The organism is Pseudomonas sp. P106(2024), assembly GCF_057480815.1.
In genome coordinates, this window is sequence record NZ_JBLIYU010000003.1 from 412,399 (window position 1) to 431,251 (window position 18,853).

19 protein-coding genes are annotated in these 18,853 nt (G+C 63.5%); 12 read left to right on the top strand and 7 right to left on the bottom strand.

Annotation, left to right across the window (positions count from 1 at the left end):
• Positions 1–22: 22 nt before the first annotated feature.
• Together cynS and AC25M7_RS08145 are read left to right on the top strand one after the other, a co-directional pair.
• The gene (gene cynS / locus AC25M7_RS08140; RefSeq protein WP_028690495.1) at positions 23–493 is read left to right on the top strand and encodes a cyanase; all 471 of its coding nucleotides are present in this window, start codon (positions 23–25) and stop codon (positions 491–493) included.
• 84 nt (positions 494–577) lie between these two features.
• The gene (locus AC25M7_RS08145) at positions 578–1,801 is read left to right on the top strand and encodes an amidohydrolase family protein (RefSeq protein WP_028690496.1); all 1,224 of its coding nucleotides are present in this window, start codon (positions 578–580) and stop codon (positions 1,799–1,801) included.
• A gap of 9 nt (positions 1,802–1,810) precedes the next feature.
• Here AC25M7_RS08145 and AC25M7_RS08150 read toward each other — a convergent pair whose 3' ends face one another.
• The 3 genes from AC25M7_RS08150 to AC25M7_RS08160 all read right to left on the bottom strand — a co-directional run bounded on the left by AC25M7_RS08150 (position 1,811) and on the right by AC25M7_RS08160 (position 5,352).
• The gene (locus AC25M7_RS08150; protein WP_069016232.1) at positions 1,811–3,064 is read right to left on the bottom strand and encodes an arsenic transporter; all 1,254 of its coding nucleotides are present in this window, start codon (positions 3,062–3,064) and stop codon (positions 1,811–1,813) included.
• A gap of 8 nt (positions 3,065–3,072) precedes the next feature.
• Positions 3,073–4,326: an MFS transporter gene (locus AC25M7_RS08155; RefSeq protein ID WP_028690498.1), complete on the bottom strand. Its 1,254-nt coding sequence runs from the start codon at positions 4,324–4,326 to the stop codon at positions 3,073–3,075.
• Positions 4,327–4,458: 132 nt separating this feature from the next.
• Complete coding sequence (locus tag AC25M7_RS08160; protein WP_028690499.1) at positions 4,459–5,352, bottom strand: LysR family transcriptional regulator; 894 nt, start codon at positions 5,350–5,352, stop codon at positions 4,459–4,461.
• 146 nt (positions 5,353–5,498) lie between these two features.
• Between AC25M7_RS08160 and AC25M7_RS08165 the strand changes: the two genes are divergently transcribed.
• The 5 genes from AC25M7_RS08165 to AC25M7_RS08185 all read left to right on the top strand — a co-directional run bounded on the left by AC25M7_RS08165 (position 5,499) and on the right by AC25M7_RS08185 (position 12,246).
• Complete coding sequence (locus AC25M7_RS08165) at positions 5,499–6,578, top strand: 4-oxalomesaconate tautomerase (RefSeq protein ID WP_486970918.1); 1,080 nt, start codon at positions 5,499–5,501, stop codon at positions 6,576–6,578.
• Positions 6,579–6,654: 76 nt separating this feature from the next.
• Complete coding sequence (gene dctA, locus AC25M7_RS08170; protein WP_028690501.1) at positions 6,655–7,968, top strand: C4-dicarboxylate transporter DctA; 1,314 nt, start codon at positions 6,655–6,657, stop codon at positions 7,966–7,968.
• Positions 7,969–8,092: 124 nt separating this feature from the next.
• Entirely contained in the window at positions 8,093–9,397 is a 1,305-nt protein-coding gene (locus tag AC25M7_RS08175; protein WP_028690502.1) for a CitMHS family transporter, read from the top strand.
• 63 nt (positions 9,398–9,460) lie between these two features.
• Complete coding sequence (locus tag AC25M7_RS08180; protein WP_207852833.1) at positions 9,461–10,714, top strand: OprD family porin; 1,254 nt, start codon at positions 9,461–9,463, stop codon at positions 10,712–10,714.
• Positions 10,715–10,893: 179 nt separating this feature from the next.
• Positions 10,894–12,246 carry a spinster family MFS transporter gene (locus AC25M7_RS08185; RefSeq protein WP_028690504.1) on the top strand — a complete coding sequence of 451 codons (1,353 nt, stop codon included), beginning with the start codon at positions 10,894–10,896 and terminating at the stop codon, positions 12,244–12,246.
• 45 nt (positions 12,247–12,291) lie between these two features.
• On the opposite strand, the gene AC25M7_RS08190 is transcribed toward AC25M7_RS08185, so the two are convergent.
• The gene (locus tag AC25M7_RS08190) at positions 12,292–13,116 is read right to left on the bottom strand and encodes a helix-turn-helix domain-containing protein (RefSeq protein ID WP_062363656.1); all 825 of its coding nucleotides are present in this window, start codon (positions 13,114–13,116) and stop codon (positions 12,292–12,294) included.
• Positions 13,117–13,228: 112 nt separating this feature from the next.
• Between AC25M7_RS08190 and AC25M7_RS08195 the strand changes: the two genes are divergently transcribed.
• Both AC25M7_RS08195 and AC25M7_RS08200 read left to right on the top strand, forming a co-directional pair.
• Positions 13,229–13,543 carry a hypothetical protein gene (locus AC25M7_RS08195; protein WP_062363653.1) on the top strand — a complete coding sequence of 105 codons (315 nt, stop codon included), beginning with the start codon at positions 13,229–13,231 and terminating at the stop codon, positions 13,541–13,543.
• Positions 13,540–13,971, top strand: coding sequence for an MAPEG family protein (locus AC25M7_RS08200; protein WP_241411854.1), 432 nt, complete (start codon positions 13,540–13,542; stop codon positions 13,969–13,971). The genes AC25M7_RS08195 and AC25M7_RS08200 overlap by 4 nt, the downstream gene beginning before the upstream one ends.
• Before the next feature lie 47 nt (positions 13,972–14,018).
• Here the strand turns inward: AC25M7_RS08200 and AC25M7_RS08205 are convergent, their stop codons facing one another.
• Positions 14,019–14,810 (bottom strand): helix-turn-helix transcriptional regulator, encoded by a 792-nt coding sequence (locus tag AC25M7_RS08205; RefSeq protein ID WP_028690508.1) that lies wholly within the window; start codon positions 14,808–14,810, stop codon positions 14,019–14,021.
• Positions 14,811–14,948: 138 nt separating this feature from the next.
• Here AC25M7_RS08205 and AC25M7_RS08210 point away from each other — a divergent pair, with 138 nt between their 5' ends.
• The 3 genes from AC25M7_RS08210 to AC25M7_RS08220 all read left to right on the top strand — a co-directional run bounded on the left by AC25M7_RS08210 (position 14,949) and on the right by AC25M7_RS08220 (position 17,773).
• Positions 14,949–16,052 (top strand): polyamine ABC transporter substrate-binding protein, encoded by a 1,104-nt coding sequence (locus AC25M7_RS08210; protein ID WP_069016237.1) that lies wholly within the window; start codon positions 14,949–14,951, stop codon positions 16,050–16,052.
• A 187-nt stretch (positions 16,053–16,239) separates the two neighbouring features.
• Entirely contained in the window at positions 16,240–17,112 is an 873-nt protein-coding gene (locus tag AC25M7_RS08215) for a contractile injection system protein, VgrG/Pvc8 family (RefSeq protein ID WP_486970919.1), read from the top strand.
• Positions 17,113–17,230: 118 nt separating this feature from the next.
• Positions 17,231–17,773 (top strand): hypothetical protein, encoded by a 543-nt coding sequence (locus AC25M7_RS08220; RefSeq protein ID WP_062363645.1) that lies wholly within the window; start codon positions 17,231–17,233, stop codon positions 17,771–17,773.
• Between the two features lie 13 nt (positions 17,774–17,786).
• Here the strand turns inward: AC25M7_RS08220 and AC25M7_RS08225 are convergent, their stop codons facing one another.
• Together AC25M7_RS08225 and AC25M7_RS08230 are read right to left on the bottom strand one after the other, a co-directional pair.
• Positions 17,787–18,173 (bottom strand): hypothetical protein, encoded by a 387-nt coding sequence (locus tag AC25M7_RS08225; RefSeq protein ID WP_028690512.1) that lies wholly within the window; start codon positions 18,171–18,173, stop codon positions 17,787–17,789.
• Positions 18,163–18,822 (bottom strand): hypothetical protein, encoded by a 660-nt coding sequence (locus tag AC25M7_RS08230; RefSeq protein ID WP_062363642.1) that lies wholly within the window; start codon positions 18,820–18,822, stop codon positions 18,163–18,165. The genes AC25M7_RS08225 and AC25M7_RS08230 overlap by 11 nt, the downstream gene beginning before the upstream one ends.
• Positions 18,823–18,853 lie beyond the last annotated feature (31 nt).

The following is an 18,853-nucleotide window of genomic DNA, read 5'->3' on the forward strand; positions in this document are numbered from 1 at the left end:
TTTCAACCCAAGGAGACACCTCATGATCCAGTCGCAAATCAGCCAGAACGCCCGCCTTGCCCTGAGCGAAGCCATCCTCCTGGCCAAGGCCCGCAAGGACCTGTCGTTCGCCCAGATCACCGACGGCACCGGCCTGTCCGAAGCCTTCGTCACCGCCGCGCTGCTGGGCCAGCACCCGCTGCCGGCCAGCGCCGCCCAGGTGGTGGGCGACAAGCTGGGCCTGGACGCCGACGGTATCGCCCTGCTGCAGACCGTGCCACTGCGCGGCAGCATCCCCGGCGGCGTGCCGACCGACCCGACCATCTACCGCTTCTACGAGATGCTGCAGGTGTACGGCACCACCCTCAAGGCACTGGTCCACGAGAAGTTTGGCGACGGCATCATCAGCGCCATCAACTTCAAGCTGGACGTGAAGAAGGTCGACGATCCGGAAGGGGGGTCGCGCGCTGTGATCACCCTGGATGGCAAGTACCTGCCGACCAAGCCGTTCTGATTCGCTCATAGGCAATGGCTCGGGCGCCGAACGACGCCCGGGCCTTTTCCACGCGCGCTAATGATCCCCTACAGGAGCGACGGCATGGACCTGATCTTCAGAAATGTCCGCATCGATGATGCAAAACCCTTGATGGATGTGGCCGTGCGCAACGGCAAGATCACTGAAATCGCCCAAACGATCACCGCAACGGCAACCCAGGAAATCCAAGGCAACGGCAATGTCCTGATCCCAGGCTTCGTCGAAGGCCACCTGCACCTGGAAAAAGCCAACGTCATGCAGCGCAAGGCCAACCGCTCCGGCACCTTGACGGAAGCGATCGCCGTCACCGCCGAGCTCAAGCCCACGCTCACCCGCGAAGACATCCGCGAGCGCTCGACCCAGGTGTTGCGCGCGCTGGTGCAGGCCGGCACCACCCATGTCCGTGCCCACGCCGAGTTCGACCCCGCCCAGGGTTTCACGGGCCTTGAAGTGGTGCTGGAACTACGGGAAACATTCCGCGATGTCATCGATATCCAGGTGGTCGCCTTTCCCCAGGAAGGCATCCTCAAGTTGCCCGGCATGAAAGCGATGATGGTCGAGGCCATGGAGAGGGGCGCCGATGTGGTCGGCGGCATTCCCTACAACGACGCCTCGCCCCTGGAGCACATCGATTTCGTCTTCGACCTGGCCCAGCGCTATGGCAAGGACATCGACCTGCACCAGGACTTCGCCGACGACGCCGAGCACATGACCATCGAATACGTGGCCCGCCGGACCCTCGCGGCAGGCTACCAAGGGCGCGTCAGCGTCGGCCACCTGACCAGCCTGGCGGCCGTCGAACCAGCGCGCCAGTCGCGTATCATCGCGCTGCTGCGCGAAGCCGACATCAGCGTGATGTGCCTGCCCGCCACCGACCTGCACCTGGGCGCCCGTGGCGACAGCCACAATGTGCGGCGCACCCTGACCCCGGTGCGGGCGTTGCGCGATGGCGGAGTGAACGTGTGCCTGGCCACCAACAACATCCGCAATGCCTTCACTCCCTACGGCACCGGCGACCTGCTGCATATCGCGCAGCTGGCCATCCCCGCCTGTCACCTGGGCGGGGCGGACGACCAGGCCACGGTGCTGCCGATGCTCACCAGCAACCCGGCCAAGGCCCTGGGGTTGCAGAGCCATGGCTTGGCGGTGGGCAACGACGCGGACCTGGTGCTGATGGACACCCACCGTATCAGCGACGTGATCCTCGACCTGCCCGCGCGGCTGATGGTGCTCAAGCGCGGCAGGGTGGTGGCGACAGCGGAGCAGCGGCGCTCGGTGGTGTTCTGAAGGCCGGGCTCATACGGCCAGCAGCAACAGTGCCGCCAGCAGTGCCGGGGGCATTACCAGCACGCCCAGACGCAAGAAACTCAATGCGCCGACATGCTCGCCCTCGCGGCGGATCGCCACCAGCCACAGCAGCGTGGCCAGGGAGCCGGTGATCGACAGGTTCGGTCCCAGGTCGACGCCGATAAGCAAGGCGGCGGTGGTCTGCCGGGGCAGTTCGACGAGGTGGCCGATGGAACCGGCGATCAGGCCGGTGGGCAGATTGTTCATCAGGTTGCTGGCCACGGCCGCAGTCACCCCCGCCGTCCAGCTTGCCGTGCCTGCCGACTGTTGCGCCAGGGCGGCCAACGATTGGGCAAGACGGTCGATCACGCCGGTGTGGGCCACGGCTTCCACCAGCACGAACAGTCCTGCGACCAAGGGCAGGACCCCCCAGGCCACGTGGCGCAGCAACGGCGCCGGGTTGCGCCGCTGACGCAGGTGGATCAACCCGGTGGTGGCCATGCCTGCGCAAAATGTCGGCAGCCCTAGCGGCATGTCCAGTGCCGATACCGTCAACAGCAGGGTGCCGGTGAACATCAGGCCCAGCGCGCAAAGCCGGGCGCCGGCCGACAAGGGGCGCATCTCGATGGCCACGGCCAGCGGCTGACGGATGCGCTCGCGCTGGGTCAGGCGCAGCACCAGGTAGGTCATGGCGATGGCGCCCAGCGAGGGCAGGGTGAACTGGCGCAGCCATTCCAGCAGCGGCGGCATCTGGCTGCCGAAGACTACCAGGTTGGCCGGGTTGGAGATGGGCAGCACGAAGCTGGCGGCATTGGCGATGAAGGCGCAGATGAACAGGTAGGGCAGCGGCTCGGCCTTGGCCGCCTTGCACGCCGCATACACAGCCGGCGTCAACACCACAGCGGTGGCGTCATTGGACAGGAACACGGTGACCAGTGTACCGACCAGAAATACCAGGTCGAACAGGCGTTGGCCCGAGCCCCTGGCATGCTGCACCGCGTACCTGGCCAGCCAGTCGAACAAGCCTTCCTGGCGAGCCAGCTCGGCCAGCACCATCATGCCGGTCAGGAACAGGTAGACATCGCCTCCTTCGGCGATTGCCGCCAAGGCCAGGCGCCATGGGATCAGGCCGCAGGCCGTCAGCCCTAAGGCGGCGCCCATCGCCCAGACATATTCGGGCACGCGTCCCGGCCGAAGGATGACCAGGGCGGTGGCCGCGGCCGCAACCGACCAGATGATCAGGGATGACTCAGCGACTGGCATGCGAGGACTCAGTTTCCGGAAGGGGAGTGAAGGGGAGGGGCTTGCTCGGCGTTGGCATCGCTGGCCGGTCGGCGGGTCTCCGGCATGGCCAGCCAAAGCAGAAGCAACGCTGCAGTCGCGATGCCCGCCAATGTCAGGAATGCCGCGTCGTAGCCTGCGGACTGTACCACCAGCCCCGCGACACCGGGACTTAGCGCCGCGCCCAGGCCGAAGGCCGTGGACAATGCGCCAAGGCTGACATTGAAGCGCCCGCTGCCTTGGGTGAGGTCCTTGACCACTACCGGGAACAATGCGCCGAACAGTCCGGCGCCTATGCCATCGAGCAATTGCACGGCCACCAGCCAGAACGGATCGTCCGACATCACGTACAGCACGCCACGCAGCGGCAGGATCAGAAAGCCGGCGAGCAACAGCGGCTTGCGTCCCCAGCGGTCGGCCCTGGCGCCGGCCAGCAGCGCCATGGGCACCATCACCAGCTGCGCCGCGACGATGCACGCCGAGGTCAGCGGCGTGGCCAACTGCAGGTTGGCCTGAGCCAGTTTCTGGCCCACCAGCGGAAGCATTGCCGCGTTGGCCAGATGGAACAACGCGCAGCACACGGCGAACAGCAGCAAGGGGCGATTGTGCAACAGTACGGCAAGGCCGGCGGGGTGGGCGTGCTGGCCCGGCGGCCGCGGGTCAAGGCCGCGCGCGAGGTCATGGTCGATGGCTGTCGCCGGCACTCGGCTGATGGCGATCAGGCTGGCCACAGTCATCGCCGCCATCAGGTAGAACACCGCCACCGGTCCGAACAGGTAGGCCAGCCCGCCGGCGAGCACCGCCGAGCAGGCATTGCCGGCATGGTTGAAGGTTTCGTTGCGGCCCATGCGCCGGGTGAATGCCCGCGGCCCGGTCAGGCCCAGTGAAATGGCAGCGATGGCCGGCGCGAACACGGAACCGGCGAGCGCGCTGATGGCTTGGGTCAACGTTACCAGCGCGACGCTGGTGACCCAGGGCAGCACCAGGCAACTGCCGGTCACCAGCAGCGCGGCGATGGCCATCACGGCGCGCTTGGCCGTGGTCCTGTCGATCAGCGCGCCAGCTGGCGTCTGGGTCAGCAATGCCGTGACGCTGGCCAAGGTCATGACCAGGCCGATACTGCCGGGCTCCCAATGGTGCACCGCCAGCAGGTAGATCGCCAGGTAGGGGCCAAGCCCATCACGGACATCGGCCAGGAAAAAATTCAACCCATCGAGCGAACGTTCATGAGCAGGCGAGGCCAAGGAAAACTCCGCAGGGACAAGTGAACAGAGCGCCCTGGATTTCAAAGGCGGTCAATAGCCGCATACGTTAGCACTCCGCGGCGCAGGTGCTGATGAACTTTGCGCGGATCCGGCATGCCATCGGCCCAGGGGTCAGCGATTGGGCCATTGCTGCAAGAGGATCGATACGAACTTTTCGGCCGCCGGCGACAGCGACGCACCGCGACGAAACACCAAGCCCAGCGTGCGGCTGACCTGCGGCTCGCCCAGCGGCACGCTGACCAACGTCGGATGGTCGGCGCTGGGCATGGCCAGGCTAGGCATGGCCGAGACCCCCAGCCCGGCCTCGACCATGCCCAGCGAGGTCGACAGGTGCTGGACCTCGTAGAACCATTGAGGACGAAGGTTCAGACCGGCCAGCGCATGATCGAGCAACATGCGGTTGCCGCTCAGGCGACCGACTCCGATCAAGCGGTAGTCGGCCAGTTCGGCCCAGGTCACCGACTCGCGCTTGGCCAACGGGTGGTCCCGGCGGCAAGCGAGCACAAAATGCTCCTGTACCAGCGAGACGAACTCGATGTCCGGATGCTGGCCACTCATCATGTTGATGCCAAAATCGGCCTCTGCGCGCAGTACGGCTTCCAGCCCATCGTTGGCACTGAGGTCCAGCAGGCGGATGCGGATCTTCGGGTACTGCGCGTTGTAGTCGCGGATCACCGAGGGCAGAAAGTAGAACGCTGCCGTGGGAATGCAAGCGAGGGTGACCTGCCCCGTCTGGCGCTCGGCCAGTTCACGGATGCTCAGGATCGAATCCTCGAAATCATCCAGCAGGCGCCTGGCCTTGGGCAGGAAATCCCGACCCACGCTCGTCAGGCTGACCCGGCGCGTAGTGCGTTCGAGTAACGAAGTACCGAGCCCTTCCTCGAGCTTCTTGATTCGTCGGCTCAGGGCGGGTTGGGACAAGTGCAGCGCTTCTGCAGCTTCGTGAAAGCTGCCAAGTTCGGCGATTTTCACGAAAGATCTTATATCTTGCAGTTCATATTCCATCAGGCATCGCTCAGTGGGCCGTTCGATTATTGATGCTTGTATCGCAATAATGACTACGATATTTGCATTGGATTGATTTATCCATCCCTGTCACTCTTTTGCTCACAACATCAATGATGTCCATTGATCAACAAGAGTGCGAAATCATGCAACGAATTCCTTGCGTACTCATGCGCGGCGGTACCTCCAAAGGGCCGTTCTTCCACGCCTGGGACCTGCCTGCAAACGTGGTCGAGCGCGACGAGTTGCTGATCAACCTGATGGGCTCCGGACACGAGCTGGAAATCGACGGCATCGGTGGCGGCAGCCCGCAGACCAGCAAAGTGGCGATCATCAACCCGTCGTTGCACGCCGATGCCGATGTCGACTACCTGTTCGTCCAGGTGATGGTCGCCCAGCGGCGCGTCGACACCGCGCCCAACTGCGGCAACATGCTGTGCGCCGTGGGGCCGTTCGCCATCGAGCAAGGGCTGGTCAAGGCCAACGACGGCAAGACCCTGGTACGCATCCGCAACCTCAATACCGGAACCTTCGTCGATTCACTGGTGCAAACGCCTGGCGGCATCGTGCGCTACGAAGGGCGCACGGCGATCGACGGCGTCCCTGGCACGGCGGCCCCGGTGCACCTGACGTTCCTCGATGCAGTGGGCAGCAAGACCGGCAAGCTGTTCCCTACGGGCAAACCTCAGGATGTGATCGACGGCGTGCCGGTCACCTGCATCGACATGGCGATGCCCATGATGATCGTCGACGCCCGGCAACTGGGCGTGACCGGCTCGGAAACCCCGGCCGAGCTGGATGCCGACAATGCCTTGCTGCAGCGCCTGGAAGCCTTGCGCCTGAAGGCTGGCAAGGCCATGGGCCTGGGTGATGTCAGCGGCATGGTGATCCCCAAGCCGGTGCTGGTCGCGCCACCTCGGCATGACGGTACGGTGCAGGTGCGCTATTTCATGCCGCACAATTGCCACCGGGCCCTGGCGATCACCGGCGCCGTCGGGTTGGCCACGGCTTGCGTCAGCGCCGGTACGGTGGTCGGCGACCTGCTCGGCGAGGGGGCACAACACTTGGAGCAGGTGCGCATCGAACATCCCAGTGGTGGCATCGACGTGGCGCTGTCGCGTAGCGGCGTCGATGGCAAGACCCTGCAGGCATCGGTGGTGCGTACCGCCCGTCGGCTCTTCTCAGGGTTCGTTTATGCCCCGTCCTCGCGCAGGCTGGCGGGATAGACCCAGGCCGCCGCCACCATCAGCGCGGCTTCAGCAACAAGCGCATCCGCACAATTTCAACAATGGGTGATGCCTCATGAAACTTGCCAGATCCCTGTATTTCCAGATCCTCTGCGCCGTCCTGCTGGGCGTGGTGGTCGGCCACTTCTGGGCGCAACAGGCCGTTGCCCTTAAACCCCTGGGCGACGCCTTCATCAAGTTGATCAAGATGATGATCGCGCCAGTGGTGTTCTGCACCATCGTCACCGGCATTGCCGGCATGACCGACAAGCGCTCCCTGGGGCGCCTGATGAGCAAGACCTTGCTGCTGTTCCTGCTGCTGACCGTGATCAGCCTGGTGATCGGCCTGGCGGCGGTGTACCTGTTCCGGCCCGGCGCCGGCATGAACATCGATCCTGCCACCCTGAGTACAGAAGGCCTGGGCCAGTACGCCGCCTCGGCGGCGAAACTGGGCGTGGTCGACTTCTTCATGCACATCATTCCGGAGACATTCATCGGTGCCTTCAACAAGGGTGAGGTGCTGCCGGTGCTGTTCATCGCCGTACTCAGCGGCTTCGCCCTGTCGTCCATGGGCGAGAAGGGCCGGCCCGTCCTTGCGGTGCTGGAGTCGGTCTCGATCATGGTGTTCCGTATCTTCGGCTACCTGATGCGTTTCGCCCCGGTCGGTGCGTTCGGTGCGCTGGCCTTCACCGTCGGGCAATACGGCGTTACCTCCCTCGGCGCCCTGGCCAAGCTGGTGGGCACGCTGTACATCGCTTGCGCCTTCTTCGTCCTGGTTGTGCTGGGCGGCATCTGTCGCGCCCATGGCTTCAGCCTGTGGAAGCTGCTGCGCTATTTCCGCGAAGAATTTCTGGTGGTGCTGGGTACCTCGTCCACCGAGCCGGTGCTGCCGCGCATGCTCGAAAAGCTCGAGCGGCTCGGTTGTCGCAAAGGCGTGGTAGGGCTGGTGCTTCCAACCGGGTATTCCTTCAACCTCGATGGCACCGCCATCTACCTGTCGCTGGCGGCCGTGTTCATCGCGCAGGCCTGCAACATCGACCTGACCCTCGGGCAGACGGTGACCATGCTGGCAATCATGCTGCTGTCGTCCAAGGGGGCCGCCGGCGTGACCGGCAGCGGCTTCGTGGCGTTGGCCTCGACCCTCACGGTCATCCACGACATACCGCTGGCCGGGCTTGCCTTGTTGATCGGTATCGATCGCTTCATGTCCGAGGCGCGGGCCCTGACCAGCCTGGCCAGTAACGCCGTGGCCACCGTGGTCATCTCGCTGTCGGAGCATGCCTGCGATCGCGAAACCTTGCTGCGCCGCCTCGACGGCGCGCCATCGGCGGCCGACGAAGCCGTCGACGCTCACCCCGAGTGGTCCGCGCAGCCTCCCCGGCACGGCTGACCAACCGGTTATCGCTCCCATGTTGCAGTAGACTTCCCCCCAGCATCCCTGCGATGCCGGGTGGGGCAGGGGGCCGCCTGCGCGTCGGGCGGCCAAACACAGAATAAAAACAAGAGAAAAAACCATGCTCGCACTCCTGGGCCTGATCATGGTGGTGACGTTCACCTACCTGATCATGAGCAAACGCCTGTCGCCGATCGTCGCGCTCACAGTGGTACCCATCGTTTTTGCCGTGATTGGCGGTTTCGCTCCCGAGCTCGGCAAGATGATGCTCGATGGCCTGAAGATGGTGGCACCCTCGGCGGCGTTGCTGCTGTTCGCCATCCTGTTCTTCGGCCTGATGATCGATGCCGGCCTGTTCGATCCTTTGATCCGCAAGATTCTCAAGCGGGTGAACGGCGATCCGATCAAGATCGCCATAGGCACCGCGCTGCTGTCGTTGCTGGTTGCCCTCGACGGCGACGGCACCACCACCTACATGATCACCTGCGCGGCGATGCTGCCGCTGTATAAACGCATCGGCATGAACCCGATGATTTTGGCCACGGTGTCGATGCTATCGCTGAGCATCATGAGCGGCATGAGCCCCTGGGGCGGGCCTGCCACCCGCGCGATCGCCGCCCTTGGCCTGGATGCGACCGAATACTTCATCCCGATGCTGCCCACCGTGATCGGCGGCGCGGTCTGGGTGGTGTTCACCGCCTATCTGTTGGGGCGCGCCGAGCGTCGGCGCATCGGCAATGTCACCCTGGCGTCAGGGGGCGGCAATTGCTACATCAAGGAGATCCTCGGCGACAACCCACACAAGCGTCCGCGCCTGGCCTATGTGAACCTGATGCTGGTGATCGCCGTGATGACCGCGCTGGTGATGGGCGTGATGCATTCCGCGCTGCTGTTCATGATCGGTTTCGTCGCCGCGTTGATGATCAACTATCCGCAACTGGAGCTGCAGAAGGAGCGCATTCTCGCCCATTCGGGCAATGCCATGACCGTCGTGCTGCTGGTGTTCGCCGCCGGCATATTCGCCGGCATCTTCTCCGGCACCAAAATGGTCGACGCCCTCGCCCAGACCTTGGTGGACTGGATCCCCGACGCCTGGAGCCACTGGTTCCCGCTGGTGGTGGCGCTGACCAGCATGCCGCTGACCTTCGTACTGTCCAATGACGCCTACTACTTCGGGGTGGTGCCGATCCTGGCCAACGCGGCCGCGGCCTATGGCATCGACCCGGTGGAAATCGCCCGGGCCTCGGTACTGGGGCAGCCGGTGCACCTGATGAGCCCGTTGGTTGCCTCGACCCTGTTGCTGGTGGGGATGGTCGACCGCGATATCGGCGACTTCCAGAAAGCCACCGTCAAGTGGGCGGTGCTTACCTCGCTGGTGATCACCGCGCTGGCGCTGCTCACAGGTGCCTTGTCCTTCTTCGTGTGAATCACCGGGCGCCGCGCGGCGCCCACCCACCGCTCATCCAAGAACAACAACAGAGTACCGATCATGTTCCGAAGTGTTTTCCGTGGGGCCACCTGTGGCCTGCTCTGCGGCTGGTTGCCCGTTGCCGGCGCTGGCGGATTCGTCGACGACGGCAAGCTCAAGCTGCAGCTGCGCAACGTCTATTTCAACGAGAACTTCCGTGACGAGCAGGGCCTGTCCCCACGCGCGGCGGCCTCCGCCAAGCATGAGCGGACCGAGTGGGCGCAGGGCTTTTTGCTCGACTACCAGTCCGGATTCACCCAAGGCACCTTGGGCGTTGGGCTCGATGCCCTGGCCCTGGTGGGCGTGCGGTTGGACTCCGGACGCGGTCGCAGCGGCAGCGGCCTGTTGCCGGTGCACGACGACGGTCGGGCCGCGGACGAGTTCAGCAGCGCCGGCCTGACCGCCAAGGCGCGCCTGGGCCAGACCGTGATCAAGCACGGCACCTTGCTGCCCAAGACCCCGGTGCTGGTCTACAACGACGCGCGGTTGTTGCCGCAGACTTACCAGGGCACGCAGCTGACCAGCACCGACATCGATGGGTTGAGCCTCACCGCCGGTCACCTGGACAAGTTCAAGTTGCGCGACTCCTCGGACAGCACCGGCTTGTACCTGGATGGCTACAGCGGCAACGCGTCCGGTGATTTCTCCTACGTCGGTGCCGATTATGCGGTGGGCAAGCCGCTGCGCCTGAGCTACTTCCACGCCCGGCTCGACGGCTTCTATCGCCAGGACTTCGCAGGCCTGGTGCATGACCTGCCGCTGGCCGGCGGGGTGCTGACCACCGACCTGCGCTACTTCAGGAGCCGCGACAGCGGTGCCGCCCATGGCGGCGCCATCGACAACGACCTGTACAGCGGGCAACTGGCGTATACGCATTCCGGGCATACGGTCGGTGCCGGCTACCAGGTGCTTGATGGCGAGGCGGGGCTGCCCTATATCAGCGGCGCAACGGTGTATTCGTTCAGCAACGTCGGTATCGGCAAGTTCATCGAGGAGCAGGAAAAAACCTGGATGGCCAGCTATGCCTACAACTTCGCCGCCGCGGGGGTGCCCGGGCTGACCTTCATGACGCGTTACCTCAGCGGCGCCAACGGTCGCGCCGGGGAGGCGGGTATCAAGGAATGGGAGCGTGACGCCGAGCTGGCCTACGTGGTCCAGGGTGGCCCGCTCAAAGGCCTGGGGGTGAGGTTGCGCAACTATGTCTATCGTTCCGACTTCGCCCGCGGTCGCGACAGCAACCGTGTGTACCTGACCTACGACATCGCGCTTTGGTGAGTGTCCATCCTGGGTGGACGGTGCGCGTCCAGGCGGTGGTTGTGGGCATTGATGGCGGGCTTGCCGAGGTCCATCGGCTGCTATCAACGCGATCAATGTTGGCAGACGATGGCCTGATGTCCCTCTAGATTGCAAAGGCGTGCTGGAAGCCCCGAACAACAATAACGAGGGACTCGACTATGCCCACCGCCACCCAAGCCTCCAACGCCTGGCGCATCCTGTTCCTGCTGTTCCTGGCCAACCTGTTCAACTTCTTCGACCGCACCATCCCCGCCATCGTCATCGAGCCGATCCGTCTGGAGTGGCACCTGAGCGACTTCCAGATCGGCATCATCGGCACCGCCTTCACCCTGGTCTACGCCATCGCCGGCCTGCCGCTGGCGCGTATCGCCGACACCGGCTCGCGCAGCCGGCTGATGGGCTGGGGCCTGCTGGTCTGGAGCGGGCTGACGGCGGTCAACGGCATGGTCGGCAGTTTCTGGAGTTTTTTGCTGGTACGCATGGGCGTGGGCATCGGCGAGGCCAGCTACGCGCCGGCCGCCAACTCGCTGATCGGCGACCTGTTCCCCGCCGGACGGCGGGCGCGGGCGATGGGCATCTTCATGCTTGGCCTGCCGCTGGGCCTGCTGCTGGCATTCTTCACCATCGGTGCGATGGTCCAGGCCTTCGACAGCTGGCGCGCGCCGTTCTTCATCGCCGCCGTGCCTGGCGTGCTGCTGGCGCTGTTCATCTTCATGATCCGCGAGCCCGCGCGCGGCGCGGCGGAGACGGTGGCCACCGCCCAGGCCCCGCTGGACCGCCCCCTGCGCCGGGTGTTGAGCGTGCCCACCTTCGCCTGGCTGGTGCTGGCGGGGCTGACCTTCAACTTCGCCTCGTATGCCTGCAACTCGTTCATGGTGCCGATGCTGCAGCGCTACTTCGCGTTGCCGCTGCACGACGCTGCGGTGGCCACCGGGATGATCGTCGGCCTGAGCGGCCTGGTGGGCCTGACCCTTGGCGGCTGGATGGCCGACAAGGTGCACCAGCGCTTCGCCAACGGCCGTCTGGTGTTCGCCGCGCTGAGCATGCTGGTGGCCACCTTGTGTACCGCCTGGGCGCTGCATGCCGGGCGCATCGAACTGGGGGTGTTCGTGGCGGTGTTCGGGGTCGGCTGGCTGTTCTCCTACAACTTCTACACCTGCGTGTACACCGCCATCCAGGACGTGGTGCAACCGCGCCTGCGGGCCACGGCCATGGCGCTGTTCTTCGCTGGGCTGTACCTGCTGGGTGGCGGCCTGGGGCCGGTGGTGGTCGGTGGACTGTCGGATCATTTTGCCGTGTCGGCCATGGCGGCGGCGGGCGAGGTGGCGATGAGCGAAGCGTTCAAGGCCCAGGGGCTGCATGACGCGATGTACCTGATCCCCGTGGCCCTGTTGCTGACCATGGTGTTCCTGCTGGCGGCCTCGCGGTGTTTCAGCCGGGATGCGCAGCGGATGCGCGAGGGCATGGTGCTGGATGGCGCAGCGGTGGCGGGGCAGGCGGCACAGGCCTGAATCCCAGTAGTTCGGTCAGATGTTGCGGCCTGATCATCATTGGTTTCATTGTTGCTGCTGCCGAGCCAGCCATTGATCAAAGGCCGCCGTCATTGTTCGCCACGTGGTGCCGTCGGCCGGTACCAGGTGTTCGATGCGCAGCGATGCAACCGTGATGTCCTGCGGCATGCCGAAGGTGGTGAAGGTGGACAGGAACCTAAGTTCGCCCTCGGCAGCACGCACCCGGGTCAGCACCAGCGGTGACGGCGGCGTGTCCGGCGCCAGTGCGGGTGGCACGGGCAAGCTTTGCAGCCGCCGAGCCAATTCTGGATTGCCCACCGCCTCCCTGGCCGCCCGCTGCCAGGCGATCGCCCGTATCTCATCGGCATTGACCAGATGATCACCCAGTCCGCCCGGGCGCAGCAGTGTGTCCAGCAGGTTCAGGCCCGAGGTGCTGCTCGTCGGTACGCCAACCATGGTGAACAACAGCCCGGCACTGGCATTGGCCGCCGTGATGTCCCAGTTTCTGGCGATGACGATGGCCGGTGCGGGGTTGTTGGCCTGCAGGATGTGCTCCACTGCGTCATGCACCATCTTCATGGCTGGGGCGTCCGGTGCCGAGGCCATATAGCGTGGTGCGTAACCTGCCGCGAGGAACACCTCGTTGCAGTGTTCGAGCGGCACTTCCAGCGCGCTGAGCAGGGCATGCAGGGTGCTCGGGCTGGCCTTGGCGCGGCCGGTTTCGACGCAGCTCAGGTGGCGTTGCGACAGGCCGGCCACCAGCGCCAAGTCGAGCTGGCTGAGCCCGGCCTGGCGGCGTAGGCGGCGCAGGTGCTCTCCGGCATCGGTGATGGCAGGTGTGTGCATCGGGTGAAAGGGAGAAAGGCTCATGCGTCGACTCTGGCTGTCCTTGGCTGAAGCCTCCATGACCTGTGAGGTCATTGAGGCGGGGACGACTCTATCACTACCGTGACGGCAACATCGCCCCTGAAGGAATCGACGAATGAACGCACGATGGATCGCGCTGCCAGTGTTGTTGCTGTTCACCCTGTACACCGGTTGGACGTTGATGAGTGCCGAGCAATCACTTCTTGCCTTTGGCCTCGATCTGCTGTCCCGACCCGATACGGCCCAGGTCGTTATCGACCTGTATGTGATGGCCGGTCTGGGCTGTATCTGGATGGCAAACGACCAGCGCCAGCGGGGCGAGTCGTTGCTTGGTGTCTTGCCCTATCTGGTGCTGACGGCGCTGTTTGTCTCCCTGGGGCCGCTGCTGTACATCGTGGTCAAGGGCTTGGCGCAGAGGCCAGGGGCATGAGCGGCGCCCTGGCGGTCTACGCCTGCTGCGTAGTGGTGCTGTTCTTCAAGATGCTGGCGATTTCCTGCTACCAAGGTTACTTCCGCCTGCGTTTCCTGGCCTTCATCAACCGCGAGGATGCGGCGGTGTTCAAGCGCGCGGCTTGCCCTACGGAATTGCCGCAGGTCACGCGGGCCATGCAGGCCTGGCGCAACGATCTGGAGAACATCCCGATGTTCCTCGCGCTGGGCGGCCTGGCGGTCGTACTGGAGGCGCCGGTTGCCATGACGGCTTGGCTGAGCGGGGTATTCACCGTGGCCAGGGTGTCGCATACGGTGACTTACCTGGCGGGTATCCAGCCGTGGCGGACGGTGAGTTATGGCGTGGGGGTAATCTGTTTGATCGGGTTGGCGACCTTGGTCATCGAGGCGCTGGCATCGACGCCTTGAAGGTCTGCCAGGCGTGCAGCAGCCGGCGGCAGGCAAGATGCCTGAATTCAACTGGTACAGAAAGCATCCGACTTCGGCACAAAGAAGCGAGCAAACAATTCCGACTGCGACTTGATGTTCAACTTGGCGTAAATGTTCCGGCGGTGCACTTTCACCGTTTCCGCCGAGAGTGAAAGCTTTCCGGCAATCTCTTTGTTGGAGAAACCGCTCAGCAGCAGTCTCAGTACATCGCTTTCACGGGTGGTGATCTGCGCGCCCAGCTGGGTCAGTGTTTCCTGCCAGGGCGGTACCTCGACAAGGTCCTTCTCGACATCCACCTCGAAGGCCATGCGCTGGTGCATCAAGGCCGTCACCCAGGGCTTGATCAGGTCGAGGATGGTGATCTGTTCCTGGCTGAAGCGCGCCTTGCTGCCAATGGAGATGCACAGCGTGCGGTCAGCGTCGAGCTGAACGTTGTACTGGGCCTCATCGGCCGAGATGTAGTGCGCGAAGTACTGGTGGTAGTACTCGGTTTCGAGAAAGTACTCCGGCGCGATATCCAGCAGGTGGAAGAAACCGCTCTGCGGGTTTTCCCGGTTGGCGATGTAGAACGGGTCCAGCAGGTAGAGCCCCTTTACATAACGATGGATGAACGCGTTGACCTCTTCGGCATCCGCCACCTCGGGCAGGCTCACCACTTCCACTTGCTGGCTGGCGAAGATAAGCACCACCCAGTTGTCGATCTGCACGTACTCGTTCAATACCCGAACCAGCGAACTCCAGAACGCCGGACGGTCCAGCTGCATGATCAGCTTGCCGATCGATCGGTGCCAGGCCAGGCTTTGCAGGTCGAACGGCATTATCTACCCCTTTTGGGTTAGGAACTCGCAGGTCAGAGGTAAGTATTCCGAGGTATTTACTATCCGGTCCTGCCCGGTATAGTCGCTCACTGGGCCTAGGATGGCCGTGAAGATACATCGATTCGATAAGGATGTTGCATGAGAAGGTCACGTTTGCGAACCCTTTTTTCGGCCTCGCTGCTCTGCGCAGGGATCAGCACCTCGGTGCTGGCCGCCCAGCCCGGGATGCACCTGTACAACTGGTTCGGGCTGCTCGCGCCGGAGACGCCGAAGGCGTTCGAGCAGGAAACCGGCACCCGCGTGCACATGGACGCGTTCGACAGCGCCGACATCATGCAGAGCAAGGTCATGGCCGGGCGCACCGGGTATGACGTGGTGGTGGCGACCTCCAACGTGCTGCCCAGCCTGATCGCGGCGGGCGTGCTGCAACCGCTGGACCGTGCGCAACTGGGGAACCTGTCGCACATCGACCCCGATATCCTCGCCCAGTTGGCGGTCAACGACCCCGGCAACCGCTACGCGGTGCCCTACCTGTGGGGCACCACCGGCATCGGCTACGACGTCGACAAGGTCAAGGCCGCGTTGGGCGACCAGGCGCCGGTGGACAGCTGGGACCTGATCTTCAAGGAAGAGAACATCAGCAAGCTCAAGTCCTGTGGCGTGGCGATGCTCGACTCGCCCAGCGAGATCATCTCGATTGCCCTGAACTACCTGGGCCTGCCCAGCAACAGCAGCAATCCTGCGGATTACCAGAAGGCGCAAGACCTGCTGATGAAGATCCGCCCCTACGTGCTGTATTTCGACTCGTCGCGCATCGACACCGACATGGCCGACGGCAATATCTGCGCGGTGGTCGGCTGGGCCAACGGCGCCCTGGCCGCCCAGGCCCTCAACGAGAAGAACAACACCGGGCGCAGGATCAACTACAGCCTGCCGCGCGAAGGCGCGCTGGTGTGGTCGGAAAACCTGGTGCTGCTCAAGGATGCGCCCCATCCCAAGGCAGGCATGGCGTTCATCAACTACATGATGCGCCCGGAAGTGATCGCCAAGACCTCGAACCACACCCTGTACCCCAACGCCAACAAGGACGCCACCCAGTTCGTCGAACAGGCGCTGCGGGACAACCCGTGGATCTACCCCGACAAGAAGACGATTGCCACGTTGATCCCGCTCGAGCCGCTGCCGTTGAAACTGGAGCGGATCCGCACGCGGGTCTGGACCAAGGTGAAGAGTGGCGTCTGACTTGAGTTGACGTGTCGGCAGCTGCCCGGTGCAAGGGAGTACCGGACAGCGCGTTGACCAAGGTTGCCTGCGGCCCATTGCTCCAAGCACCAGCGAACACCATCGTCTCGCGGTATCCGGCTGCTCAGCCGAGGCGGGTGATGGTCTTGCGTACCTGATTTCATCTTGAGCCGGAGGAGAACAGCGGATGTTCAGCCCAGCCCAGAAGACATATTTGAACTTGACGATCGAAGGTGTGGAGCACGATTTCCAGGTGCTCGGCTACACCGGGGAAGCGGTGGCCAACAGGCCTTTCTTTTTCAACGTGGAACTGGCCAGCGAATGGCCCGACCTGGACCTTGAACGCTTCCTCGACCTCGAGGCGTTCTTCAGCTTCGACATGAACGGCAATGGCATACATGGGCGGATCTACCACATCGCGCCGATGAGGCAGGCCCCGTGTTCGGCGCGTTACAGGTTGACCCTGGTGCCGCACTTGTCCTACCTGCGTCACCGCATCAACCAGCGGATCTTTCAACAGTTCTCGGTGCCCAGGATCGTTGCCCTGATCCTGGAAGAGCATGGGATTGTGGGCGACGCTTACCGCTTCGAGCTGAGTGCGAGCTACCCCGAGCGCGACTACTGCACCCAGTATGGCGAAACGGACCTGCACTTCGTCCAGCGCTTGTGTGAAGAGGAGGGCATCCGTTTTCACTTCCAGCACAGTGCCCAGGGGCATGTGCTGGTGTTTGCCGATGGCCAGGCGGTGCTGCCGTGGGGCGTGCTCTATCGTCCGCCGCTGGTTCATGCCAAACCACGGGTGGCGGGGAACCAGACCGCCGTGGTCATTGCCGTGGAGGATGACGAGAGCCCGTGTGATCAGAGGCTTGTCCGGATTCAGGTGAAGTTTCCCTGGGATCCTGAGGACAGGTTTGATGACAAGAGTTGTTGTTGGCTGTCGGTGGCGTCCGATTGGCCTTGCGCGGTCACGCCTCCGCGAACGGGCATGGAGGTGATGGTCTCATTTCTCGGAAACGATCCCGATCAGCCGCGGGTCAGTGGGTGCCTGTGCTGCCGATAGCCTCATTCTGGCCACGGCAGCTTTATCCGAAATTATTCCAGGTTGATAATTATTGGCATCCCATAATTGCGAATAAACTCATGGTTGACGATTCCCTGCCCCCCGGTGGTGCGCACCGATGAATATCGACTCTCGATATGGTGTGATTGCCGTCGTTGACGAGCCGACCTACACGTTCGACTCCACAGACAATATCCGGTGTTATGCGCGGGAAATCATCCTGGGCGACGATGGCGTGTCATCGGTTCATGGCGTAATGCTGGACGACTTCGGCCTGCTGGTGGTCGGTGCCGGCGGAGGCGGGACAGGAGTACATGCACAGTCGGCGCTGGTGATCGACGACAAGCTGCTATTGGCCGTGGGCAACCAGGTTGCCTGCGTGTCGCTGACCGCTCCCCATGACCTGCTTTGGTCGCGCAAGGTGGATCTAGCGACCTGTTTCGGTCTCTATTGGGCAGCGCGGCAGCGTGCACTGATTTCGCACGGCGAGTTGGAAATCACAGGTTTGTCCCTTGAGGGCGACGTTATCTGGAAGGCCATGGGCGCCGACATCTTCACCGGACGCTTTCAGCTGGCGCCTGACCATGTGGAAGTCGTGGATTTCTACGACACCGTCTACCGTTTTGATGTGGTGACGGGGGAGGCATTGAAAGGCAGTTGATGCATGGAGCCGGTTAAACGTCGCGATGCAATCCTTCTGCGTCCTGCCAGTACAGGGTTCGTTCGAATTGAAAACTGATCACGAAGCGTGAGCCTGTCCGCGCAATGGCATTGGCAATCTTGTCCAGATCCGCCATGGGTGAATGTTCCTGCGGCCCAGGCCCTTTGATCCTGATGCTGGCGCGCGTGGCGACACTGAAGTCGAGCTGTTTGGTGTCCTCTGCATAGAGGGTGTGGTCGGTGATGACGAGGTCGGCGGTCAGCGTCAGCCATGACGGGAAGTAGGCTTCCAGGCTGTCGCTTGTACGCGTGACTTCAATCGCGCCGGCTGCTTGCAGGGCGTTTGCCAGAGCTGCTGCGTCAAGCGATGCGTCAGCTTCCAGGAACAGATCAAGGCTCAATGACGTTACCCTCGGTCGACGCTTCGAAGCGCTGGGCGACCCAGCATTCTTCCCCCAGGTGCAGAAAGGCTCCACCCAGCCGCCATAGCTCGAAGTAGGCGGTAAAGTCGATGTCCAGTGCAATGAGCGGGGCGGCGATGTACCAAGCCAGCCCATAGTCCGCCGCGATGCCGTACCAGGCCTCAAACAATGCGTAGTCGGCGGCGGTATGGCAGTCGGCGACTTCGCGAACCGCATCCCCTAATGCTTCGCTGGCCCAGGTGCCCGGTATATCGAAGTTGTCGATAGCCTTGAGGTCGGCCATGGGCTTGCAGATCACCCGCGCATTGCGGGTCAGGGTCATCAACTCTGAATCGCCCGTCCGCTCGAAAAAGTCGGCCTGCACATCCAACCATCGCCGGGTAGCGGCTGCCAGTTGTTCTGGCGTGCCTCGTTGCGTGGGGAGCAGGTACAGGTAGGGAAGCGTGCCGGCAGCCAGCACTTCCAACGTGCGCCTGGCCAGTTCGGGGGCGTGCTTGAAGCCTTCGAGGATGGTGGCCACCTCGTGGGGCTGGCCATGCTCCTTGAACAGCGCGATGAACTGGGATTTATCGATATCGCTGCGGCCTTCGACCAAGGCGCGCCAATCATCCAGCAGGGAGGTGTCCATTCGGCTTCCTTGGTTATGGGCGCGGGCATTG